The organism is Polaribacter vadi (assembly GCF_001761365.1).
GTDB classification, from domain to species: Bacteria; Bacteroidota; Bacteroidia; order Flavobacteriales; family Flavobacteriaceae; genus Polaribacter; species Polaribacter vadi.
On record NZ_CP017477.1, the window covers coordinates 1,203,104 to 1,225,475 of the forward strand.

Genomic DNA, 22,372 nt, shown 5'->3' on the forward strand with positions numbered 1-22,372 from the left:
TATTTTGCGCCCTATAAAATACTAAAACACTTTTCTTTTTAAGAAATTAAAAATATATTATGACGTATACACAATGGCTTATCTTCTTTCTTGTAATTCAAGTTATTCATTTTTTAGGAACTTGGAAATTGTATGTAAAAGCAGGCAGAAAAGCATGGGAAGCAGCTGTGCCAATTTATAATGGAATTGTTTTAATGCAGATCATTAATCGTCCAAAATGGTGGATTATTTTACTGTTTATTCCTGTAGTAAATTTGTTAATGTTCCCAGTTATTTGGATAGAAACCATTAGAACTTTTGGCTTTTATAAAAAGTTAGATTCCTTTTTAGTGATTGTAACTTTAGGTTTGTATATTTTTTATATCAATTATGCAACAGATGCAACATACAATGCAGATAGAAGTTTAAAACCACGCTCTGAGTTAGGAGAATGGATTAGTTCAATTGCATTTGCTATTATTGCTGCAACTTTAGTGCATACGTATTTTATGCAGCCATTTACAATTCCATCATCATCTTTAGAAAAATCTTTGTTGATTGGTGATTATTTATTTGTGAGCAAGTTTCATTATGGAGCAAGAGTTCCATCAACAGTTATTGCAGCTCCAATGGTTCATGATTCTTTACCTTTTACAGGAACTGCATCGTATTTGAAAAGACCTCAGTTACCATACACAAGATTACCTGGTTTTCAAAAAATTAAGAATAATGAAATTGTTTGTTTCAATTGGCCAGCAGATACTTTAGCTACAATGTGGGGTGATGTTTCAGGTAAATTTACTTATAAACCTGTTGATAAAAAAACAAATTACGTAAAACGTGCTGTTGGAATTGCTGGCGATTCTATTGAAATGAAAGATGGTTATTTTTACATCAATGGAAAAAAGAACGAGTTACCTTACAGAGCAAAATTGCAGTTTTATTATACGTATGAAAGTAAGCAACCTATTTCTGCAAATACATATCCAAAATTTTTAATTGATAAAGGAAGAACTGGTGTTTATAAAATTCTTACTGAATACTGGAATGATGAGCGAGTTCAAGATGCTATAAAACTGAATGGAAGTTTAAATAAAATTGGGGAAGATTCTTTATATACAGAAGTTGCTGGGGGTATAAATCCAGATTTTGCTCAAAAATTTAAAATGTTAAATGTTGAGAATAAAATCAATATAAACATGACAGCAGAGGAAGTTGAAAAACTGAAAAAACATCCGTTAACTGTTTCCGTTAAAAAAATAAATCATGCTCCTGACAATGCTATTTTTCCTCATATAGAAAGTAATAAATGGAGCCAAGATAATTTTGGACCACTTTACATTCCTAAAGCTGGAGCTACTGTAAAATTAGATAAAAACTCGTTGCCTTTTTATGAGCAAATTATCAAAAATTATGAAAATAACGACTTGGTTGTGAATGGAAACGATATTTTTATCAATGGAGAAAAAACAGATTCTTACACATTTAACCAAGATTATTTTTATTTAGTTGGTGATAACAGACACAATTCTTTAGATGGACGTTATTGGGGATATGTGCCTTTTGATCATGTTTTAGGAAAGCCTGTAATGATTTGGTTTAGTTGGGATGCTGATGCTGCAAGTTTTGGTGAAAAACTAAAATCAATTCGTTGGGACAGAATGTTTACAACCGTTCATGGAGATGGAGAGCCTGTTTCTTATAGATATGTGGTTTTTGCATTAATCGCACTTTATATTGCTTGGAGTTTTTATAAAGGGAAGAAAAAAGCTAAGAAGTAAGTATTCAGTTAGCAGTTAGCAGTCTCAGTTTGCAGTTAGCTTTTTCAACTAAAAACTGAGACTGAGACTGAGACTGAGACTGAGACTGAGACTGAGACTGTAAACTAAAAAATATGTCAATATTCATTCCAACATACTTCTCTCCTATTTCTCAATATTCAGAGATTGTAAAAGCAGATTCTATTGTTTTTGAGTTAGAGGATAATTTCCAAAAACAAAGCTATAGAAATCGTTGTTATATCTATAATTCTAATGGTAAACAATTACTTAGCATTCCTGTAAAACATCAAACTAAAGACATTAGAAAGAAAACAAAAGACACTTTAGTTGAAAACGATTTTCCTTGGCAAGACCAACATTTTAAATCTTTACAAATTGCTTATAGAACATCACCTTTTTTTGATTTTTTAGAAGATGATATTGCACCTATTTTCCATAAAAAATATAAATATTTACACGATTTAAATATTGATACTTTTTTATTTATAACAGATGCTTTACAAGTTGATTCTCAATTTACAACTACAAAAAGCTATGAGATTGAGCCTACTGAAAAAGATTTTAGATTTTTAGCCGATAGAAAAAATCAACCAAAAAATGTGGTAGAGAAATACATACAAATGTTTGATGATAAACATGGTTTTTTACCTAATCTTTCTATTTTAGATTTATTGTTTATGGAAGGTCCAAATGCGATTAGCTATTTATAATTTTTTAAAATAGACATAAATTTTCTTATCTTTAAAAGAAAATTATGGAATTTTTAAAAGATTTTATTGAAAGTTTTGGGAATATTCCTAAAACAAGTGTACAAAAATTATTCGGTTTAGCTAAAAATATTTCATTTAAAAAAAATGAAATTATAAGCAAAGTTGGTCATATTTCAAGCAGCTTCTTTATTATAAAAGCAGGTATTGTTAGATCTTATCATCAAGATGAAAATGGAAAACAATACATAAGAACAATTTTCACAGCCAACAAAACAACAGGCTGTTTAGGTTCATTAATTACTGGAGAGACATGTAAACTTACCTATGAATGTTTAACCGATTGTGAATTTTATCAATTTAACTTTAAAGAATTTAAAAAGCTAATAAAAAAAGATCATCAAATTGCAATGTTATATAATAGAATGCTCGAATCTATTTTTTTAGTTATGGAGTCTAGAATTTATGATTTATCAGTTTTAAACGCAACAGAAAGATATTTAAAATTAAAAAATGAAATCTTTAATATTGAAGATCTTATTCCTCAATACCATATTGCTTCATATTTAAATATTTCTCCTGTTCAATTAAGTAGAATTAGAAAAGAAATTTATTCAAAGTAATTTTTATTAACATATGTAAACAATTATGGCATATTTATGTTATAAGTTTGACCTATAAAATTTATTCCCCCAATTATTTTTATTCAGTTTAAAAAGGCTTATTTTGTAATAAGCCTTTTAATTTATGATTAAGTTTATAATTCATTATTCATTTCACTTTATTATCCCTTTTTTTATAGCGTATTTCTTTTTTAAAGATCGATGGAAAACTGTGTATCTTATTTTTTTAGCTTCGATGCTCATTGATTTAGATCACCTATTAGCAAACCCAATTTTTTCAGAAAATAGATGTAGTATTAACTTTCATCCTTTGCATTCCTATATTGCTATTGGAATTTATATGATTGGTCTATTTTTTAAGAAAATAAGAATTTTAGCATTTGCATTGCTCTTTCACATTGCAACAGATTGGCTAGATTGCTATTTGTAGAAACGCTTAACTATGTTGGTTATTTCAGTAGAAATATTAAATTTTATCACTAAAAAAATATAAATAAAAGCAATTAAGATACTTTTTAAAATGATGTTAATGATAGGATGAATAGGAAATTTAAATAGATAAATATTCTCAATTGGAAAATCCCAGAAATTAAAAGTCACATAAAGTGCTGTTATTATAAAAATCATTAAAAATGATTTGTTTGTAAATGGTGTCATCGAAAACTTTCTTTTTACAAAAAATATTTTTCCTGTATTTGCAAAAAAGATAACGATTAAAGTTGCCAAAGCCAAACCATCTGTTCCCATATCTAATTCATAATAAAAGAGTTTATTCAAAAAATAGACAGAAAAAGCCATAATTAAACTAAAAGGCAAGGTTACTTTATAATATTTTGAATTGTTAATGATGGCTCCATTATTCCCTAAAAAACCGTTGTACATTTTTAGTAATGAAATCATAAAAACAACCAAAGCACCACCTGCATATTCTTCTGGTAATAAGCTAAATAACTGCCCAATATTTGCATTTATCAACACAAAAAACAACCCACTTATCAACAATAAATTTATAGAACTTTTCTTGTAAAGAGAGGCAACTTCTTTATGATTGTCTTCATTTAAAGTCTTGGATGTTAAGGGCTGTAATATGTTTAACATTGCTCTACTTGGTGCTTCAATAAACGAACCTATAAAAACTGCCACAGAATAATAAGCGGCTTTTTCTAAAGATTCTTTACCTGGAATCATAAATTTATCAATATCTAAAATAATAGCACCTGCACTTCCTGCTAATATTATATACAATGAAAAACGCAACACTTCATTAAAATTATCGGGTCTAGAAAACGTGAATTTTGGGAAGTATAATTTAAATGCGTAGAACATCATTAAAAGCATTCTAATAAAATACGCTCCTGTTAAATAATAAATAAATTCGGCTTTTGTAATCCATTCAAAATAGACAGCAAACAACAAAATCATGACTGCTACTCTGTTGTATAATTCCTTTAAAATATTTCCGAAAACTGTTTGAAAATGTACTTTTGCCCATGCATGAAAAACTTCAAAATACGCACACGTAAAAGCTACTAAATAAATAACAAAGGTGTATTCTTTAATAATTGGGTTTTCTTCTGATAAATAATTACCAATTTGCTCATAAAATAAATTCCCTAAAAATCCCATAGGAATTGCCACCAATAATGGCAAAAATAACACCGATGATAAAAATTTATCTTTATCTGCTTTTGTAAAATAACTTGAGAAAAACTTTACAATGGTATGATGAATTCCTAACGCAATTAAAGGCATTAAAATATTGGAAGTTGCCAACAAATACGTAACCAAACCATAATATTCATCTTCTAAAAAACGCGTGTATAAAACCAAGGTATTGATGCCTCCAAAGACGAATCCAAGATATATAAATAAGGTGTTTTTTAAAGATTGTTTTAATACAATTCCCATTTTACGAAATTAAACTTTTAATAACAAAAGCTAACTCTTTCGTTAATTGTTTTCTATGATATTGTTCAATATTTTTTGAAGCCACTTTTAAAGAACCTTTTTTATATTGATGATAAAAATCTAGAATGGTTTCTTTTAAGTTTTTCTCATCATTATAATCTAAAACAGCTCCTGTATTAGTATTGTCAATAATTTCTTTTAAATCTTTATTTGGTGGACTAATAGCCAAAATAGGACGATTTGCTGTTAAATACTCAAATAGTTTTCCTGTTAAAATACCATGAGCATTATCAATATTAGGAATTAACAACAATAAAACCTGTGATTTTTTTTGGAAATTAATTGCTTCTTGATGAGAAACATAGCCCATAAAATTGGTGTTCTCTACCAAATTATTTTTCTCAATTTCATGTTTTACTTCGTCAGAAATATCACCAATAAAATTTAATTTTAAATCGTTTTTAAAAGCTGAGTTTTGATTGCAAATTTCATTTAAAACTTTAAAAAACAACTTAGGATTGCTTTGTTTTGGTAATAAACCAATATACGAAATTGTAAATTTTTCATCTAATTGAGTGGTCTCAGAATGCAAAACTTCACTATCAAAACCATTGGTAATTACTTCAACTCTTTTTGCTTGTTTTACAAATGCTGCTTTTAAAGAATTGCTAACTGTTAATATACAATCTGCATTTTTTAAAATTTTTGTTTCTAATTTTTTATTTTTATTGATGGCAAAATTTAACTGCTTAAAATCTTTATTATAATATAAATTAGACCAAGGATCTCTAAAATCTGCTAGCCATTTTATATTTGTTTTTTGTTGGATTTTATCAGCAATCAAATGCATACTATGAGGTGGTCCTGTAGAAATAAGTAAGTCTACTTTAGTATCTTTTAGATAATTTTCTAAATATTTAACAGAAGGTTTTACCCAAAAAACTTTAGGATCAGGAATAAAGAAATTACCTCTTATAAAAGATAAAAAGCCGCTATTTGTACTGTTAGAAATATCTTTTTTCTGATGCTCTTTTTGCTTCCAAAATAGTACATCTGTTGGTTCCCAAATGGGTTGTTTTAAAACGGTAATTCCTTTCGGAATTTCATCAACTAAACTTTCATCTTCTTTTGGGTAATTGGCATTATCAACAGTATATATAATAGGTTCTATGCCAAAATTTTGTAAATATTTTGCAAATTTTAACCAACGCTGAACGCCAGAACCACCTGCTGGAGGCCAATAATATGTTAAGATGAGTACTTTCAATAGTTTTAATTAGCGTATAAATTGAATAGTTTTAAACTTTCTTGTTCCCAGTTTTCTCCTTTAGTCATTACAGCATCAAAAGCGTTTTGGGTTTTTATTTGATATTCATCGTAATTTTGATGAATTGAAATTACCTTTTTAGCAAAATCATTTGCATCATCAGCATTAAAAACGATACCTGCATTATATTTCGTAACAATTCTTTTTAAAGGTTTGCAAGAACTTACTAAAAGTAAGCTTTTACTCATCATTATTTGAAATAATTTATGAGGAATTGTATTATCTGTATGATCGTTCGCTAAATGAGGAATGATATTTATATTCGTTTTTTGCATAATTGTAGACACTTCTTTAAAAGGTCTGTAACCAACAAATACCACTGAATTTTCTACCTGAAATTCTGTTACAATTTCTCTTAATTTAGTTTCTACATCTGCACTTCCTTTCCCAATTAAAAATAATTTTGCGTTTGGAATGTGTTTTACAAATTTTGGCATTGCTTCTATTGCTGTTTGCAAACCTCTATGAGGTCCAAAACCACCAACATACGTAATTGAAAAATCTTTATTGCTGATAATATTTTGAGCAACTTCCTCATTAAAATTAGCTGCGAAACTCTTTTTTTCGTGATTAGAAACCACGATTAATTTTTCGTTTTCAATATTGAATTTAGCAATTAACTTTGCTTTCATTTCTTCAACGACACAAATTACTTTGTCATATTTTTCGCAGTATTTTTTTTCTTTTTTTGACCAATTTTCTGAATTAAAAAAAAGCGCATTCTTTACTTTAATAACGCTATTTTGTTTCCATAAAAACCAAGTTTTTAAGGCTTCTGGATAGTTTTCATGTAAATCTAAATATATTTTTTTTACGTTATTTTTAAATTTGAAACCAGTTCCAGCCAATGGCAAATCATGTACGTGTAAATATTCGATTTTATATTTTTTGAAAGCTTTTTTTAATCCGAAGTAAAAAAGAGGATTGATATTTGTTGCACTTTCAATGATATCATAGATACCTTTTTTAGCAATTGTATAGTTTTTTCCGATTCTAAAAACAGTTACATTATTTACAATTTCAGTTTCTAAATCGTTCTTTTTTCTTGGACAAACAACTAAAACTTTTTTACCTTTTCCAGCCAAAGCTTCTGCTTCTTTTCGAACTCGAATATCATTAGGATATGCACCATCAACAATCATACAGATGTAACTCATGCTAAAAATTCTAAGGATTTTTTGATAATTCTTTCTGTAGCATTTCCATCCCAAAATTCTGGAATTGTACTATTTCCGTTTTTTCCACCAGAAATAGTTTGAATTTTTTGAACTATTTTTTGCGTATCAAAAGTCATTAACTCATTGGTACCTTCTTCTATAGTTGAAGGTCTTTCTGTATTTTCTCTTAAAGTGATGCAAGGAATTTGTAAAAAAGTAGTTTCTTCTTGAATACCTCCACTATCTGTTATAACACAAAAAGAATATTTTATCAATTTTTGAAATGAGAAATAATTTTGTGGCCCAATAATGATTAAATTTTTGAGTTCGGTTAGAGTTTCAAACAAATTAAACTTGATAAAATTACTTTTTGTTCTTGGATGAATTGGAAAAACTACATTATTATCTTTTGTAAGCTGTTCAAATAAATCAATAATTTTTAAAAGCGCGTCTTTAGTATCTACATTTCTGGGTCTGTGTAAAGTCGCTAAAATATAGGTGTTTTTTTCTTGGTTGATTTCCTCTAAAATAGTAGATGCTTCAATCTCATTTTTAAAATGAACCAAAGTATCAATCATTGTATTGCCAACAAAAGCAACCTGAGCATCAGTTTTACCAATGTTTTTTAGATTTTGAAGACCACTTTTTTCGGTTACGAAACAAATATCAGAAATTTCATCCGTTAAAATTCTGTTTATTTCTTCAGGCATTTTTCTATCTAAACTTCTTAAACCACTTTCTATATGTCCTAATTTAACACCTAATTTATTAGCACAAATGGCAGCTCCTAATGTTGAATTTACATCACCAACACAAAGCAATAAGTCTGGCATAAAATCATTGATAATGCCCTCTAACTTTATAATAATTTCGCCAATTAAACTATTTGCAGAAGTACTTTTTATTCCTAAAAAATAATCGACTTCGATACCAAATTGTTCTAAAAAAATAGTGGACATTTTATCATCATGATGCTGACCTGTATGTACTATTTTAAGTTCTAGATTTTCGTATTTCTCAGCAACTTTTTTAAATTGAGTTATTTTTACAAAATTAGGTCTTGTCCCAACTACAATTAAAATTTTCTTCTTCATTACAAACTATTTTGTTGCAAACACTGCATAATATCTTGGCGTAAATTTTCTTAAAATTGGTCTGAAACCAATTTTATCTATTGGGCTTGTCCATTTTTCTTTTTCTTGAATTTCCCAACCTGATTTTTCTAACAACCAATCAAATTGCCAATCTTCAAATTCATGATAATGTCTGTCCCATTGATCTGTTTTGCTTCTGTAGGCTTTTGCAAACCATAAGTCTAAAGGAATTGTCGCTATTAATTTAGTGGATTCAATGGCTCTTAAAACATTAAAAGGCGCTAATAAATGTTCGAAAATTTCAAAGGCTGTAACTGCATCAACTTTATGATTTTTTACAATTTCTGGTAAAAGATCTAAATCTTCTCCTTCAGTATTGATAACTGTATAACCATGTTGTTCCATAATTTCAGAAAACGGATTCCTAATTCCTAAATCTAAAATTGTTGCAGGAGCTGGTAGTACTTTTTGAAGAAATGCTAATGTGTGCGCATATCTTTTATGTGGAATTTTAGTGTACATTTAAAGCCGTTTTTTTTTTCTTTTTCTTATCATCATAAAACAGCCAACCAATGGTAATTAATAATAACAAACCATAAGAACCTAAAGAAATTAATCCTCCTTTTTGAATAACTTCTGGTTCGAATTTAAAAACAATTTCGTTGTTTCCTGCAGGAATTTTCATCCCTCTTAAAACATAATTTACTCTAAAATGTGGTGTTAATTTTCCATTGATGTACGCATTCCAACCATCTTTGTAATAAATTTCAGAAAAAACTGCAAATTGTTCTTTAGTAGTTTTTGACTCATAAGTTAATTGGGTAACATCATATTTTTTTAAATTGATGGTTGCAGTTGAATCTTGCTGTACACGAATCTGTTTGTTGTTTGAAATATTCTTTTGATCAATAACAGCAAACCTTTTTGTATCTAAAGAATCTAAAATTTGCATTTCTTCGTTTGCAGAATCTACAACTTTTACATTTTCTACAAACCAAGCATTTCCATTCGCATCTTCATTTAATTGCACTTGTTCTTTACCTTCTTTATCAGGAACAATAAAATATTTGGTGTTTAACATATTCAACACGTCCATATTATTTTTTGCAATTTGATACTCAAATAACTCTTGATAACGCCCCATTTTTGCTGCATGATAGCCACCAATTGATTGATGAAAATAAGACGTAGAACCATCTTGCATTGGATCTTTTGCAAAATTTGCAACTCTATAATGCGTTTTATCTTGTAAAATTAATTTATCTGCATTCGTTGCTGTAAAAGGTTTATCAACTCTTCTTGAGGGTTTAAAATCGGATTCGTTCACATAATTTTTGTTTACCGAAATTAAATCGAATAAAATAAAAACAACCAAAACAATTACTGCAATATGTTGTTTCAGTTTGCCTTTTAAGAAAAACCATAAAACCCCAGCAGCTAAAATCATTAATACTAAAGAACGTAAAGTATCCATAAATAACATCGATTTTCTATCTGCAATTACTGCATCAATTAAACCTGGCAACTCACTATAATTAGCATCTCTTAAACCTTCAAAAGAAGACGAAAAATGCGCTAATACAAATCCAATAATTATTAATCCTCCAAAAACATAAGTTGCCTTTTTTAAACTTTCAATTTTTTCTTCGGATGAAATTTTAGAAGAGAAAAAAGATTTTAACGCTAAAACTCCTAAAATCGGCACACATAATTCTGCAATAACTTGTATGGAAGAAACTGCTCTGAACTTATTATATAAAGGGACATAATCAATAAAAAAGTTGGTTAGAACATCAAAATTTCTACCCCAACTTAACAAAATTGAAAATACAGTTGCTGCAACTAGCCATTGTTTTAAACGACCTTTTACAATAAATATCCCAAGAAAAAACAAGAAGAAAATAACAGCGCCAATATAAGCAGGAGCTTCAATAATTGGTTGATCTCCCCAATAAGTTAACACTTGTTTAGAGTAATCATCTGCAACTTTTTTACCAGCTTGCTTTTCTATTAATTGATAAAAATTAGAATTTTTACCCAATTCTTCTACAGTTCCTCCACCCATAAAACGTGGAATAAACAAATTAAAAGTTTCTAACTTTGCATAACTATATTGAGTAATATAGGCTTTGTCCAACCCTTTTGTTGCTTCTTTTTTACTTCCATCAGCATTTATCGTTAATTCAGATTTTCCTCTCGTACTAAATTCTGAATACTCTTGCATTGCCATTAATCTAGGAGCATTTGCACCAATTCCTAAAATAACAGCTGCCAAAATTACGGCTGCTTGTTTTATAAAAGCTGATAAAATATTTTCTTTAATAGCATTTATTAATTCTACAATTCCTAAAATTAGCAGACAAAAACCTAAATAATAAGTCATTTGAATGTGATTTGTATAAATTTCTAAAGCCATTGCCAAACCTGTAACAATAAAACCTAAGACGTATTTTCGTTTAAAAATCCACAGAACACCTGCTAAAACCAAAGGCATATAAGCAATTGCGTGCGCTTTAGAATTATGCCCAGGAATAAAAATAATAATTAAATAGGTGGAAAATCCGAAAGAAAGTGCGCCTAAAATTGCCAATCTCCATTTTACTTTTAGTGCCATCATCAACACAAAAAAGCTTAAAAAATACAGAAATGTATAATCTGCTGGTCTTGGTAAAAAACGAAGTGTTCTGTCTAAAATTCTTACAAAATCGTACGGATAATAAGCACTTATTTGATAGGCTGGCATTCCACTAAAAGAAGCGCCAGTCCAATAAGGCTCTGTGTTTTTTTCGGTTCTAAAATCGGTAATTTCTTTAGCCATTCCCTGAAATTGGGTAATATCTGACTGTGCTATTTTTTGTCCTTTTAAAACAGGATGAAAATACAATAATGAGGCAATTACAAATATTGCTACTGCAATAATGTAGAGAAATATTTTTTTAAGTTTCAAATGCTTAATTTAAAAAATTGAACTTTTTTTTGGTTGATAAAACTTGAGCAAAATAAATAAATCGAGAATTAATCTATTTCTTCGAAATCTACATATTCTCCAACAGAATTTTTACTTTGTGTGCTATTTTTTGGAGCTTTATCGATAATGGTTTCTCCTTCTTTTACGTTATTTTTTGGTTGCTGACCTCCAAATTGTTGTTCTGCTTTTTTTTGCATTGTATCTGCCACTTTTTTAATTAAAAAAGGTGCAAATAGTCTTGCCAAGAACTTAAAACCGTAATAAAATAATAACGCAAAGAATATAAACTTTAATAAACCCATGTAATAAATATAGTGTTAAAAAATATATCAAAAATAACAATTTGCTAACAATTCTAACGTTAACAAACTACAAAACTTTTATAAAGGTAAAAAAGTGTGCAATGCTTTTAATAACAGCATTTTTGTGCTATGTTTGTTTTGTAAATAAATTTTTAATTTAAAATCATTTTTTTAGTGATGAAAAACCATCCTTTACAACTCTTTATTGTATTCTTATTCTTTGATTTTTCTACTGTTTACGGACAATATACAGAGGTTATAAACTCTAACAAACCAGGTTTTTCAGAAAGTCCTTATAGTGTTGGAACTGGGGTTTATCAATTTGAAAGCAGTTTATTTTTTAGAAATGTATCTGTAGAACCTACATTTTCTAGACCTCAATCTTTAGGGTTTGATATGCTTTTTAGAACTAGTTTTTTTCTAGAAAAATTAGAATTGAACGTGCAAGCAAGCTATCAAAGAGATAAAATAGCTTTTAAGAATATATTTACTTCAGATTATTCTGTAAACGGAATTGGACGTTTTACAGTTGGCGCAAAATATTTAGTGTATCAACAAGAATATGAAGACAAAAGCAAAGAAATAAGAAGCTGGAAAAGAAGAATGGCTTTTGACTACAAAAGATTAATACCTTCTGTGGCAGTTTATGCTGGCCTAAATACAGATATGGTAAACGATATTTACAAAACAGGCAGCATGTCTCCTAAAGTTGGACTTTTATTACAAAATAACTTAAGTTCCGATTTTAATATTGTTACCAACATTTTTTATGATAAAATAGGTACCGATTTTTCTGAAATTTCTTATATAGTTACTGGAACGTATAATTTTAATGATTATTGGTCTGGCTTTGTAGAAAATCAAACTGTGTTTCTAGAAAGCCAAAACAACACAAATACAGGAACTGGTTTGGCCTATTTGTATAGCAAAAATCTTCAAATTAATGCTTCTGGTAGACTTCTAATAGAAGGAAATGCTCAAGGTTTTTATGGAGGTTTTGGGGTTTCTTACAGAATTGATACTCATAAAGATTCCTATAAAGAATTAGATGAAAATGGTAGAGAAGCAACAAGCACTCCAATTTCTGAGTACAATAAAAAACAAGGTGGTTTCTTTAGTAGGCTTTTTAGTATCTTTAAGAAAAAGGAAGGAAGAAAAACGAATACTAGGAAACGAAAAAGGAACTAATTAAGTACTGCTAAAAAATCTATGATAACTTTAAAAGAAGCAAAAACTAAAAGTGAGATAAAACAATTTGTGCTATTTCCTTTCTCTTTATATAAAAATCACAAATATTGGGTTCCTCCTATTATTAAAGATGAAATTGCCAATTTTGATCCTAAAAAAAATCCTGTTTTCGAAAACGCAGATGCGCAATTCTTTTTAGCTTACAAAGACAATACAATTGTTGGTAGAGTTATTGCCATTATAAATTGGTATGAAGTAAACAATCAAAAAGTTAAAAAAATGCGTTTTGGTTGGTTTGATGTAATTGATGACATTGAAGTTTCCAAAGTATTGTTAGACAAAGTAAACGAAATTGGTAAAAAAAATAATTTAGAATATATTGAAGGCCCAATTGGTTTTAATAATTTGGATAAAACTGGTGTTTTAATTGATGGTTTTGATCATATAGGCACCATGATTACTTGGTATAATCACCCTTATTATAAAGATCATTTTGAGCAATTAGGCTTTGTTAAAGAGAAAGAATATTTAGAGAATAAGTTTAAATTTAAAGATGTTGATGCTGTTTATTTTGATAGAATTAGCAACATTATAAAAAAACGTTTTAAACTAAAAGCATTAGATTTTACCAAGACCAAAGACATTATGCCTTATGTAGATGAAATGTTTGAAGTTTTTAGTGCATCTTACTCGAAACTTTCTAGTTTTGTTCCAATTTCTGATGCTCAAATCGCTTTTTTTAAAAAGAAATACATCAGTTTTATCAATCCTGAATATATAAAATTTGTGGTTGATGAACACAACAAACTAGTTGCTTTTGCAATTGTAATGCCTTCTTTTTCAGAAGCTTTACAAAAATCGAAAGGGAAGTTATTTCCTTTTGGAATTTTTCATTTATTAAAAGCCAGAAAACACTCAAAAGATGTTACTTTTTATTTAATTGGTGTGCATCCTGATTATCAAAATAAAGGTGTTCACGCCATTATTTTTGATCAATACACAAAAACATTTGCCCCTTTAGGCATCGAAAATTGTATTAGAACTCCAGAATTAGAAGATAATGAAGCCATTAAAAAGCTTTGGGAAAATTTTAATCCTGTTACGCATAAAAGAAGAAGAACATATCGAAAAAGTATTCAGTAAGCAGTAAGCAATAAGCAATAAGCAATAAGCAATAAGCAATAAGCAAAAGTAACGAGTTCTCGATACAAAATTTCTGAAAAAGAAATTTCACTTGAACTGACATTTAGGTATTTCTCTTAAACTTTGAATTTAAACATTAAACCTTGAATCGTTAAAGAACAACAGTAAGAACTTTGAATCTTAAATTTTAAATCTTGAACTATTAACCATGCAATTATTCTACAATTCAGAAATTTCTACAGAAACCAAACAATTAACTTTCGATAAAATTGAAAGCAGACATATTGTGCGTGTTTTAAGAAAAAAGGAAAGTGATATTTTGCACATTACCAATGGAAAAGGTTTTTTGTTTGATGCCAAAATTATCATTGCAAGTGATAAAAAATGTATTGTAGAAATAATTGAAGTTCAAGAAAAACCAAAACCTTGGGATTATTATTTACATATTGCAATTGCGCCCACAAAAAATAATGACAGATATGAATGGTTTTTAGAAAAAGCCACAGAAATTGGTATTGATGAAATTACACCCATAATTTGCTCAAATTCTGAACGCAGAAACATAAAGTTAGAGCGATTGGAAAAAATCATTCAATCTGCAATGAAACAGTCTTTAAAATTTACATTACCCCAAATTAATGAACCAATAAAATTTGGGGATTTTATCAACCAAAAAAATGAAGGCGCACTTTGTATTGCACATTGTGAAGATGACAACAATAAAAACTTACTAAAATCTGTTGTAAATCCATCAGAAAAAACCACCATTTTGATTGGTCCTGAAGGCGATTTTTCTCCTCAAGAAATCACAAAAGCATTGGCTAAAAAATACATTCCAATATCTTTAGGCGAAAGTAGATTAAGAACTGAAACTGCTGGTCTGGTTGCTGTGAATTTGGTTTCTTTTATTAATGAGTAAATTATTTGATCTAATGTTGAAAAAAACTATCTACCTACTATCCATCCTAATCTTATTTCAAAGTTGTTATTCTTATAAAACTTTTGATATCAATAATTATGAAACTGAAAAACCGAAAAAAGTAAAAATCATTTTAAAAGATTCTCAACGTATTAAAGGTGAAGTTATCGGTTTTAATAATGATAAAATAAAAGTGAAAAAAATATCTGGCACCTTAGAAATTCCTTTTTCAGAAATTGAAAAGATAAAAAAAGGAGAGCCTGACTGGTTAAAATCTTTTGCACTAACCTATGTAGTATTTATAGGAGTCTTAATTTATGGATTTGCACAACTCATAAAGTCACTATAATTTTAAAAAATAGCTTTTTACCTCAAAGTTGAATTTACTATCTTGCTTCAAATTCTTTTTATAATTTATGAAGCAATTTATAAGGCTATTTTTCTTTTCATTATTTCTTCAAATAAACGCACAAGACGTTGCCATTTTAAAATATAATGGTGGTGGAGATTGGTATGCAAACCCAACTGCGATTCCTAATTTGGTAGCTTTTACCAACGAAAATATAAAAACGAATATTTCTGAAAATCCACAATCTGTGGCTGTAAATAGCGAAGATATTTTCAACTTTCCAATGTTGTTTATGACTGGACATGGAAATGTATTATTTTCTGATGAAGAAGCAACCAACCTTAAAAACTATTTAATTTCTGGAGGCTTTTTACACATTTCCGACAATTATGGATTGGATAAATTTATAAGAACCGAACTAAAAAAAGTATTTCCAACTTTAGAGTTTCAAGAAATACCAAGCAATCATCCTATTTATAATCAGACTTTTAAATTTCCTGAAGGAATTCCTAAAATTCACGAACATGATAAAAAACCAGCACAAGGTTTTGGTTTATTTTACGAAGGAAGATTAATCGTTTTTTACGATTATGAAACCGATTTAAGTGATGGTTGGGAAGATCAAATAATACACAATAACCCTAGAGAAGTTAGAGAAACAGCCTTAAAAATGGGTTCGAATATTATTGAATATGCGTTTACGCATTGATTTTTTAAAATTGAAACAAGATTTTTTTGAGACAAGAAACAGGAAAAAAGAGAAAAGAGAAAAGAGAAAAGAGATGAGATTTTATTTTCTCTTGCCACGAATACACGAATTAAAAAAAATAAATTTATATTGGCTTGAATATTTATTATTTTCTTGTTGCAATTTATTTAACGAATGTCAGTCTGAGCTTGTCGAAGACTTTTTATGAATGTTCTGAAGTAAAAACAGCATAATCTACAATCTTGAACTTTAAACCAAAAATTTTGAACCTAATAGCAAACCAAATAGACATAGATGCCATAAAAATAAACTTCGATTCGAGTGGTTTGTGGGTTTTAAATATAGCCATTGCCATTATTATGTTTGGTGTGGCTTTAGCAATTACTGTTGATGATTTTAAACGTCTTTTTCAAAATCCTAAAATAGTTTTTGTGGGAGTTTTATCGCAATTTATCTTGTTACCTGCACTTACTTTTGTAGCCGTTATTTTGATAAAACCTCACCCAAGTTTTGCTTTAGGAATGATGATGATTGCAGCTTGTCCAGGAGGAAATGTATCAAACTTTTTTAGTAAAATGGCTGGAGGAAATGCAGCTCTTTCTGTTAGTTTAACAGCTTTTGCTACCTTAATTTGTATTATTATGACCCCTTTTAATTTACAATTTTGGGGAAGTATGTACGAACCAACAAACGAAATTTTAAAAACTGTAGAACTTAATTGGGTAGATTTATTAAAACTCGTTTCTTTAATATTAGGAATTCCGTTAATTCTAGGAATGTTGATTAGACATTACCATGAAGAAATGGCAGAAAAAATAGAAAAAGTTTTAAAACCATTATCGATGTTGGTTTTTATTGCGCTAATTTTTATTGCCTTCTCACAAAATTTAGATGTTTTTATAAATCATATTCACCATGTTTTAGCGTTGGTTATTTTCCATAATATTTTTGCTTTTATTCTTGGTTTTTATACCGCAAAAAGTTTTGGCTTAAGCAAACAAGATTGTAAGACTATTTCTATGGAAACAGGAATTCAAAATGGAGGTTTAGGGCTTTTATTAATTTTTGGCTTTTTTGATGGTTTAGGAGGCATGGCTTTATTAGCCGCTTTTTGGGGTATTTGGGATGTGTTTTCAGGAATGGCTTTGGCTACTTTTTGGGGAAGAAATAAAAATAAACAACACGTAGAAAGTTATGATTAAGAAAATTTGGTATGAAAGTATAAAGCTTTTCTTAAAAATTAGTTTGGAGTTTTATGCTAAAAAAATAACGGTTGTTGGTAAAGAAAACATCCCTAAAAAAGAAGCTGTTTTATTTGCCATAAATCATCCAAATGCTTTGATGGATCCTTTATTTGTGACTTCTAATAGTCCAAGAGAAAATCATTTTTTGGTAAGAGCAGATGTGTTTTCGAAACCTTTGGTAAAAAAGGTATTAGCTTCCCTAAATTTAATGCCAATTTATAGAATTAGAGATGGTAGAAAACAACTTTCTAACAATGAAGAAGTTTTTGAAAAGTGTTTCAATATTTTGAAAAATGAAGAAACCTTAATGATTTTTCCACAAGGTGGACATTGTAGAGACAGAACAATTCAGCCTTTGAGTAAAGGATTTACAAGAATTGTTTTTGGTGCTTTAGAAAGTAATCCGAATTTAGAAATTACTGTGATTCCTGTTGGAGTTACCTATCAAAATTCTTCTCAATATCCTTCTAAAGTTTGTGTAAAATTTGGTGATTTGATAAATTCAAGAGAAATTTTTAATACAAACGAAAAAGCAAAAGCCATCAATATTTTAAAAAATAACGTTAGCAATCAACTAAAAAAACTGACAGTTCATATTCCTAATGATGAGAATTATACTGCTACTCTATCCAAATTAAATGCTGCCAATGTAGATTTTACAAATGTTGATGCAGTGAATAAAATGATTGCCGAAAACAATTTTCCTAATCCTGTAAAAAAGCATCCTAATTATTTAAAACCACTCTTTTATTTGATTCTTTTGAATAGTTTATTTCCATATTTTATTTGGAAAAAAATGTCTAAAAATATTGGTGAAATTGAATTTATTGACACCATGAAATATGCTGTAAATGTAATTTCTTTTCCTATTTTTTATAGTTTACAAGCTTTAGTGATTAACTTTTTCTTTGGATGGGAAATTGCTTTGATTTATTTTGTGGTTTCTTTTTTATTGGTTTTGGTTTACACTAAATTTTCTGTGACGAATACTGAAAGTTAGTTTGGTACAATAATAAATCTTAAAAATTGTCATTTCCTTAGAAATCTACTAATTCACGTAACAAATCATTCACAAACATGTCACGCTTAATAAAAACAACACAAAAGTTCGTGTTTTGAGAACAATTGATTTATATTTGCATTAGATAATGAAATATGAAACGAATAATTGCGAAAAGAACTTTACGAGAATTCTGGGAAAAACACGCAGATTCAGAACAATATTTAAAAACTTGGTACGAAACTACGAAAAACTCTAATTGGAGTTCTCCTAATGAAGTTAAGGATACTTACATAAATGCAAGTATTTTAAAGGATAGTAGAGTTGTTTTCAATATTAAAGGAAATTCATATCGACTTGTTGTAAAATTTAACTATTTCAGAGAATGGGCATTTATTCGATTTGTGGGTACTCACGCCGAATATGATAAAATAGATGCAGATACAATATAAAATAATGATTTATGAAAATTAAACCTATAAAAACGGAAAAAGATTATAATAAAGCTCTTGAAAGACTAGAGCTAATCTTTGATGCTTCTCCAAATTCAAAAGAAGGTGATGAAGCAGAAATTTTATCACTATTAATTGAAAACTTTGAAAACATACATTATCCTATTGAGTCTCCAGATCCAATTGAAGCTATTAAAATCCGAATGGAAGAAATGAATCTTAAACAAAAGGATTTAGTTGGAGTTATTGGTGGTAAAAGTAGAGTATCTGAAATCTTAAACAAAAAGAAAAAATTGACTGTGGAAATGATACGAGAATTAGAAAGAGTTTTAAGCATATCTGCTTCTGTACTTGTAAATAATTATCAACTTGCTAGCTGAAAAATAACTAAAAACAACATACGAATATAACTAATAGAATTTAAAATATCTACACCAAATTCTGTCTTTAGAACTACACCAATTAAAAATTCAAAAAACTATAATTATTCCAATATTCATCAAACAAGTTTAGCCCAGATTGAACGACCTGTTTGAGCTCTTTTTTGCTTTTTTCTAAGCAAAAAAAGCGAGTAGTGAAAGCTGGAAATAGCTCCTAATCAATAATGGCATCTTGGATAATTTGCTGGATTTCTGTTCTTATATTTTCTCTTACCAAACCTCTATTATTAGCAGTTGGGTAGGTTCTGTTAGATAGAAAAACATACACAATTTCAGTTTGTGGATCTGCCCAAGCATAAGTTCCTGTAAAACCAGAATGCCCAAAACTTTCGTCGGAAACACAACCACAAGTAGCTTTTACATCTGGATTTAATTGCGGTTTATCGAATCCTAAACCTCGTCTGTTATTTTTATCTGCATAATAACGTGCGTTAAAAGTATCTATAGTTTCTGCGTTTAAATAACGTCTGCCACCATAAAAACCTTTTTGTAAATACATTTGCATCATTTTTGCAACATCGTTTGCATTGGCAAATAAACCTGCATGACCACCAACTCCACCTAACATTGCTGCACCCATATCATGCACATAACCATGCACTAATTGATTGCGATAATAATCGTCTTTTTCTGAAGGTACAATTTCTGATTTATTAAATTTTTCGATGGGTAAATACGTCATTCTATCTGCACCTAAAGAGCTATAAAATTCTTTCTCTGCTAAAACGTTTAAAGGTTTTCCGTATTTTTCTTCTAAGGCTTCTTTGAATAAATAATACCCTAAGTCGCTATATTTATACCCTTCATTTTCTCTTTGATCTACTTCTTTGATGTATTTATAAATACTGTCTTTATAAGATTTTCTGATGTATAAATTCTCGGCAACTTTTACATTATAATCGCTACTACTTTGCGATTTATAATACGTACCAGAATTTTTATGTGTAATGCTATCTTGTGTTTTAATGTAAAAAGGAATCCAAGCTTTTAATTTTCCATAATGAGATAAAATTTCTTTCACAGAAACAGTTGCCTTATTAGTTTTTGCAAAACTTGGTAATATATCTTCTAAACTTGCAGTTAAGGGTATTTTTTGATCTTCAGAGGCTTTCATAATCATAGGTAAGGAAGCCAAAATTTTGGTTAAGGAAGCCAAATCATAAATGTCAGAATTTTTTACAGCTGTTTTTTTATCTGCTGTATGATATCCAAAACTTTTATTATAAATCACTTTCCCTTTTCTTGCCACCAAAACTTGAAAACCTGGTGCCATTTTTTTCTTTAAAACAATCTTTGAAATGGAATCAATTGCTGTTAATTTTTTTGATGACATATCAGCATCTTCAGGAATTGTATATTCTAACCTGCTTAAACTGTAGGTATCAATTCCATGCCCAACTTTAAATTCGTCGCCAATTGAAACTGGTAATTTTCCTTGTAAAATATAAGCGCCAAAAATGGCTTGCGCAGAAAGTTCTTGTGCTAATTTACTATTTTGATAAGACACAATTATCGCTTCGATATTTGTAAAACTTTTTAGTTGCAATAAACTATAAGGACTTGTAAAAACATCTAAAATAACATTTTTTTGTCTTGCAATTTCTTGCAACCACACCAATTCTTTTCCTTCAAACTTATAACTTTTCCAAGGATGATTATTCGATTTATGAAACCCAACAATTACTTGATTATAAGGTTTTAGTTTTGCTATCAAACCATCTAAATTGGAATCAGAAATAACATCAACTTTGGTGTAATTCTTTAACATATTTACAAAGTGTTCTCCAGAATCGTCTCCTAATTTTACGTAGGCAATTTTTTTAAGTTCTAAATTTGCTAATGGAATGTTTTTCTTTGCATCTTTTACTAGAGTTATAGAGTTTTTAACAAGTTTTCTATGTAAAAGTTCATCATCAATCGTATTTAAATCTTCTTGTAAATTCTCTAAAACAACAGGTTTATAGTTGTTTAAACCCATCCAATATTTAGCTTTTAAAATCTTTTTTACAGAAAAATTTAATTGTTCTTCGCTTAATGTTTTTAATGTAATTGCTTGCTTTAAAAGACGAACACTTGCAGGTATATCTTGTGGAATTAACAACATATCATTCCCAGCTTTTATGGCTGCTACATCAATTTCTGCAGAAGTTGCATAATTGGCTGCAGCTTTCATATTTAAACCATCAGTAATAATTAAACCATTAAAACCCAACTCATTTTGCAACAAATTAGTGACTACATTTTTTGATAATGAGGTTGGTAAATCTGTATTGGGTTCTAAACTTGGTATGTTTAAATGTGCAGTCATCACACTCCCAATTCCTGCATCAAATACTTTTCTGTAAGGATACAATTCAATGGAATCCAATCTTGCTTTATCAAAATTTAAAACAGGCAATGTGTAATGAGAATCTGATGCTGTATCTCCATGTCCTGGAAAATGTTTTGCATTTGCCATCACTCCATACTTTTGCATTCCTTGTGTAAAAGCAATTGCTTTTTGCGTTACATTTTCTTTACTTTCTCCAAAAGAACGATTTCCAATGATTGGATTTGCAGGGTTTGTATTAATATCTACAACTGGTGCAAAATTTATGTGAATCCCTAATCTTTTACAATGTTTTCCTAAATGTTCACCAAATTCTTTTACCAAAGAATCATTTTGAATGGCACCCAAAGTCATGTTCCAAGGAAATTTGTACGTGTTTTGCAAACGCATATCCAAACCCCATTCACCATCAAAACCAATCATTAACGGAATTTTAGAAAGCGATTGATAATGATTGTTTAATGCTGCTTGTTTTTCAGGAGTTCCTTGCATAAAAATTAAATTTCCAACGTGATATTTTTCAATCATTTGTGTAATAAAATATTCATGTTTTATATCCAAATTAGAATAGGCTTGCACCATAAATAACTGACCAATTTTTTCATCAATGGTCATGTTACTTAGAATACTATCTACCCAAACTTCCTGGGCTTTAGCATCTTTAGTTACTAAAGGATCTATGGTTTGAGCGTTAATAGTGTAACCAAAAGCGATTACTAAAAGTACTAATATTTCTTTTTTCATTATATTTTT

Annotated in this window: 21 protein-coding genes; 13 read left to right on the forward strand and 8 right to left on the reverse strand. The window is 29.0% G+C overall.

Annotation, left to right across the window (positions count from 1 at the left end):
- The first annotated feature begins 59 nt into the window (after positions 1-59).
- The 4 genes from lepB (at position 60) to LPB03_RS16825 (ending at position 3,520) form a co-directional block, all read left to right on the forward strand.
- Positions 60-1,760, forward strand: coding sequence for a signal peptidase I (gene lepB / locus LPB03_RS05325; protein ID WP_065318924.1), 1,701 nt, complete (start codon positions 60-62; stop codon positions 1,758-1,760).
- 113 nt (positions 1,761-1,873) lie between these two features.
- Positions 1,874-2,470, forward strand: a complete 597-nt coding sequence (locus LPB03_RS05330; RefSeq protein ID WP_065318923.1) for a WbqC family protein — start codon at positions 1,874-1,876, stop codon at positions 2,468-2,470.
- A 44-nt stretch (positions 2,471-2,514) separates the two neighbouring features.
- Positions 2,515-3,090 carry a Crp/Fnr family transcriptional regulator gene (locus LPB03_RS05335; RefSeq protein ID WP_065318922.1) on the forward strand — a complete coding sequence of 192 codons (576 nt, stop codon included), beginning with the start codon at positions 2,515-2,517 and terminating at the stop codon, positions 3,088-3,090.
- A gap of 124 nt (positions 3,091-3,214) precedes the next feature.
- Positions 3,215-3,520 (forward strand): DUF6122 family protein, encoded by a 306-nt coding sequence (locus tag LPB03_RS16825; RefSeq protein ID WP_065318921.1) that lies wholly within the window; start codon positions 3,215-3,217, stop codon positions 3,518-3,520.
- On the opposite strand, the gene LPB03_RS05345 is transcribed toward LPB03_RS16825, so the two are convergent.
- Genes LPB03_RS05345 through LPB03_RS05375 form a run of 7 tightly spaced genes read right to left on the reverse strand, consistent with a single transcriptional unit; the run spans position 3,511 to position 11,846 of the window.
- Positions 3,511-4,998: a lipopolysaccharide biosynthesis protein gene (locus tag LPB03_RS05345; protein ID WP_065318920.1), complete on the reverse strand. Its 1,488-nt coding sequence runs from the start codon at positions 4,996-4,998 to the stop codon at positions 3,511-3,513. The genes LPB03_RS16825 and LPB03_RS05345 overlap by 10 nt on opposite strands.
- Before the next feature lies 1 nt (position 4,999).
- On the reverse strand, positions 5,000-6,265 hold the full coding sequence (locus LPB03_RS05350; RefSeq protein WP_065318919.1) for a glycosyltransferase family 4 protein: 1,266 nt from the start codon (positions 6,263-6,265) through the stop codon (positions 5,000-5,002).
- 5 nt (positions 6,266-6,270) lie between these two features.
- Positions 6,271-7,482: a glycosyltransferase gene (locus LPB03_RS05355; RefSeq protein WP_083187091.1), complete on the reverse strand. Its 1,212-nt coding sequence runs from the start codon at positions 7,480-7,482 to the stop codon at positions 6,271-6,273.
- A complete protein-coding gene (wecB, locus tag LPB03_RS05360) occupies positions 7,479-8,576 on the reverse strand; it encodes a non-hydrolyzing UDP-N-acetylglucosamine 2-epimerase (protein WP_065318917.1) in 1,098 nt (365 codons plus the stop codon). The genes LPB03_RS05355 and wecB overlap by 4 nt, the downstream gene beginning before the upstream one ends.
- Before the next feature lie 6 nt (positions 8,577-8,582).
- Positions 8,583-9,098 carry a class I SAM-dependent methyltransferase gene (locus LPB03_RS05365; RefSeq protein ID WP_065318916.1) on the reverse strand — a complete coding sequence of 172 codons (516 nt, stop codon included), beginning with the start codon at positions 9,096-9,098 and terminating at the stop codon, positions 8,583-8,585.
- Positions 9,088-11,532 carry a YfhO family protein gene (locus LPB03_RS05370; RefSeq protein WP_065318915.1) on the reverse strand — a complete coding sequence of 815 codons (2,445 nt, stop codon included), beginning with the start codon at positions 11,530-11,532 and terminating at the stop codon, positions 9,088-9,090. Before LPB03_RS05370 ends, LPB03_RS05365 begins: the two co-directional genes overlap by 11 nt.
- Positions 11,533-11,591: 59 nt before the next feature.
- On the reverse strand, positions 11,592-11,846 hold the full coding sequence (locus LPB03_RS05375) for a DUF4834 family protein (protein ID WP_065318914.1): 255 nt from the start codon (positions 11,844-11,846) through the stop codon (positions 11,592-11,594).
- Between the two features lie 177 nt (positions 11,847-12,023).
- Here LPB03_RS05375 and LPB03_RS05380 point away from each other — a divergent pair, with 177 nt between their 5' ends.
- The 9 genes from LPB03_RS05380 to LPB03_RS05420 all read left to right on the forward strand — a co-directional run bounded on the left by LPB03_RS05380 (position 12,024) and on the right by LPB03_RS05420 (position 19,230).
- On the forward strand, positions 12,024-13,034 hold the full coding sequence (locus LPB03_RS05380) for a transporter (RefSeq protein WP_065318913.1): 1,011 nt from the start codon (positions 12,024-12,026) through the stop codon (positions 13,032-13,034).
- Between the two features lie 21 nt (positions 13,035-13,055).
- Entirely contained in the window at positions 13,056-14,177 is a 1,122-nt protein-coding gene (locus LPB03_RS05385) for a GTP cyclohydrolase (RefSeq protein WP_065318912.1), read from the forward strand.
- A gap of 208 nt (positions 14,178-14,385) precedes the next feature.
- Complete coding sequence (locus tag LPB03_RS05390) at positions 14,386-15,096, forward strand: 16S rRNA (uracil(1498)-N(3))-methyltransferase (RefSeq protein ID WP_065318911.1); 711 nt, start codon at positions 14,386-14,388, stop codon at positions 15,094-15,096.
- Complete coding sequence (locus LPB03_RS05395) at positions 15,089-15,445, forward strand: LSm family protein (protein ID WP_065318910.1); 357 nt, start codon at positions 15,089-15,091, stop codon at positions 15,443-15,445. Before LPB03_RS05390 ends, LPB03_RS05395 begins: the two co-directional genes overlap by 8 nt.
- A 67-nt stretch (positions 15,446-15,512) precedes the next feature.
- Positions 15,513-16,154, forward strand: a complete 642-nt coding sequence (locus LPB03_RS05400; RefSeq protein ID WP_065318909.1) for a DUF4159 domain-containing protein — start codon at positions 15,513-15,515, stop codon at positions 16,152-16,154.
- A gap of 272 nt (positions 16,155-16,426) precedes the next feature.
- Positions 16,427-17,356, forward strand: a complete 930-nt coding sequence (locus tag LPB03_RS05405; protein ID WP_065319371.1) for a bile acid:sodium symporter family protein — start codon at positions 16,427-16,429, stop codon at positions 17,354-17,356.
- A complete protein-coding gene (locus LPB03_RS05410; protein ID WP_065318908.1) occupies positions 17,349-18,398 on the forward strand; it encodes a 1-acyl-sn-glycerol-3-phosphate acyltransferase in 1,050 nt (349 codons plus the stop codon). The genes LPB03_RS05405 and LPB03_RS05410 overlap by 8 nt, the downstream gene beginning before the upstream one ends.
- 155 nt (positions 18,399-18,553) lie before the next feature.
- Positions 18,554-18,850, forward strand: coding sequence for a type II toxin-antitoxin system HigB family toxin (locus LPB03_RS05415; protein WP_065318907.1), 297 nt, complete (start codon positions 18,554-18,556; stop codon positions 18,848-18,850).
- Positions 18,851-18,861: 11 nt separating this feature from the next.
- Positions 18,862-19,230, forward strand: a complete 369-nt coding sequence (locus LPB03_RS05420; RefSeq protein ID WP_065318906.1) for a helix-turn-helix domain-containing protein — start codon at positions 18,862-18,864, stop codon at positions 19,228-19,230.
- 214 nt (positions 19,231-19,444) lie between these two features.
- Here the strand turns inward: LPB03_RS05420 and LPB03_RS05425 are convergent, their stop codons facing one another.
- Positions 19,445-22,363 carry a glycoside hydrolase family 3 N-terminal domain-containing protein gene (locus LPB03_RS05425; RefSeq protein WP_065319370.1) on the reverse strand — a complete coding sequence of 973 codons (2,919 nt, stop codon included), beginning with the start codon at positions 22,361-22,363 and terminating at the stop codon, positions 19,445-19,447.
- Positions 22,364-22,372 lie beyond the last annotated feature (9 nt).

Excerpts from the sequence above, each read along its gene's own strand:
- lepB (WP_065318924.1), top strand. The coding sequence starts at position 60 with ATGACGTATACACAATGGCTTATCTTCTTTCTTGTAATTCAAGTTATT.
- LPB03_RS05330 (WP_065318923.1), top strand. The coding sequence starts at position 1,874 with ATGTCAATATTCATTCCAACATACTTCTCTCCTATTTCTCAATATTCA.
- LPB03_RS05335 (WP_065318922.1), top strand. The coding sequence starts at position 2,515 with ATGGAATTTTTAAAAGATTTTATTGAAAGTTTTGGGAATATTCCTAAA.
- LPB03_RS16825 (WP_065318921.1), top strand. The coding sequence starts at position 3,215 with ATGATTAAGTTTATAATTCATTATTCATTTCACTTTATTATCCCTTTT.
- LPB03_RS05345 (WP_065318920.1), bottom strand. The coding sequence starts at position 4,998 with ATGGGAATTGTATTAAAACAATCTTTAAAAAACACCTTATTTATATAT.
- LPB03_RS05355 (WP_083187091.1), bottom strand. The coding sequence starts at position 7,482 with ATGAGTTACATCTGTATGATTGTTGATGGTGCATATCCTAATGATATT.
- wecB (WP_065318917.1), bottom strand. The coding sequence starts at position 8,576 with ATGAAGAAGAAAATTTTAATTGTAGTTGGGACAAGACCTAATTTTGTA.
- LPB03_RS05365 (WP_065318916.1), bottom strand. The coding sequence starts at position 9,098 with ATGTACACTAAAATTCCACATAAAAGATATGCGCACACATTAGCATTT.
- LPB03_RS05375 (WP_065318914.1), bottom strand. The coding sequence starts at position 11,846 with ATGGGTTTATTAAAGTTTATATTCTTTGCGTTATTATTTTATTACGGT.
- LPB03_RS05380 (WP_065318913.1), top strand. The coding sequence starts at position 12,024 with ATGAAAAACCATCCTTTACAACTCTTTATTGTATTCTTATTCTTTGAT.
- LPB03_RS05385 (WP_065318912.1), top strand. The coding sequence starts at position 13,056 with ATGATAACTTTAAAAGAAGCAAAAACTAAAAGTGAGATAAAACAATTT.
- LPB03_RS05390 (WP_065318911.1), top strand. The coding sequence starts at position 14,386 with ATGCAATTATTCTACAATTCAGAAATTTCTACAGAAACCAAACAATTA.
- LPB03_RS05395 (WP_065318910.1), top strand. The coding sequence starts at position 15,089 with ATGAGTAAATTATTTGATCTAATGTTGAAAAAAACTATCTACCTACTA.
- LPB03_RS05400 (WP_065318909.1), top strand. The coding sequence starts at position 15,513 with ATGAAGCAATTTATAAGGCTATTTTTCTTTTCATTATTTCTTCAAATA.
- LPB03_RS05410 (WP_065318908.1), top strand. The coding sequence starts at position 17,349 with ATGATTAAGAAAATTTGGTATGAAAGTATAAAGCTTTTCTTAAAAATT.
- LPB03_RS05415 (WP_065318907.1), top strand. The coding sequence starts at position 18,554 with ATGAAACGAATAATTGCGAAAAGAACTTTACGAGAATTCTGGGAAAAA.
- LPB03_RS05420 (WP_065318906.1), top strand. The coding sequence starts at position 18,862 with ATGAAAATTAAACCTATAAAAACGGAAAAAGATTATAATAAAGCTCTT.
- LPB03_RS05425 (WP_065319370.1), bottom strand. The coding sequence starts at position 22,363 with ATGAAAAAAGAAATATTAGTACTTTTAGTAATCGCTTTTGGTTACACT.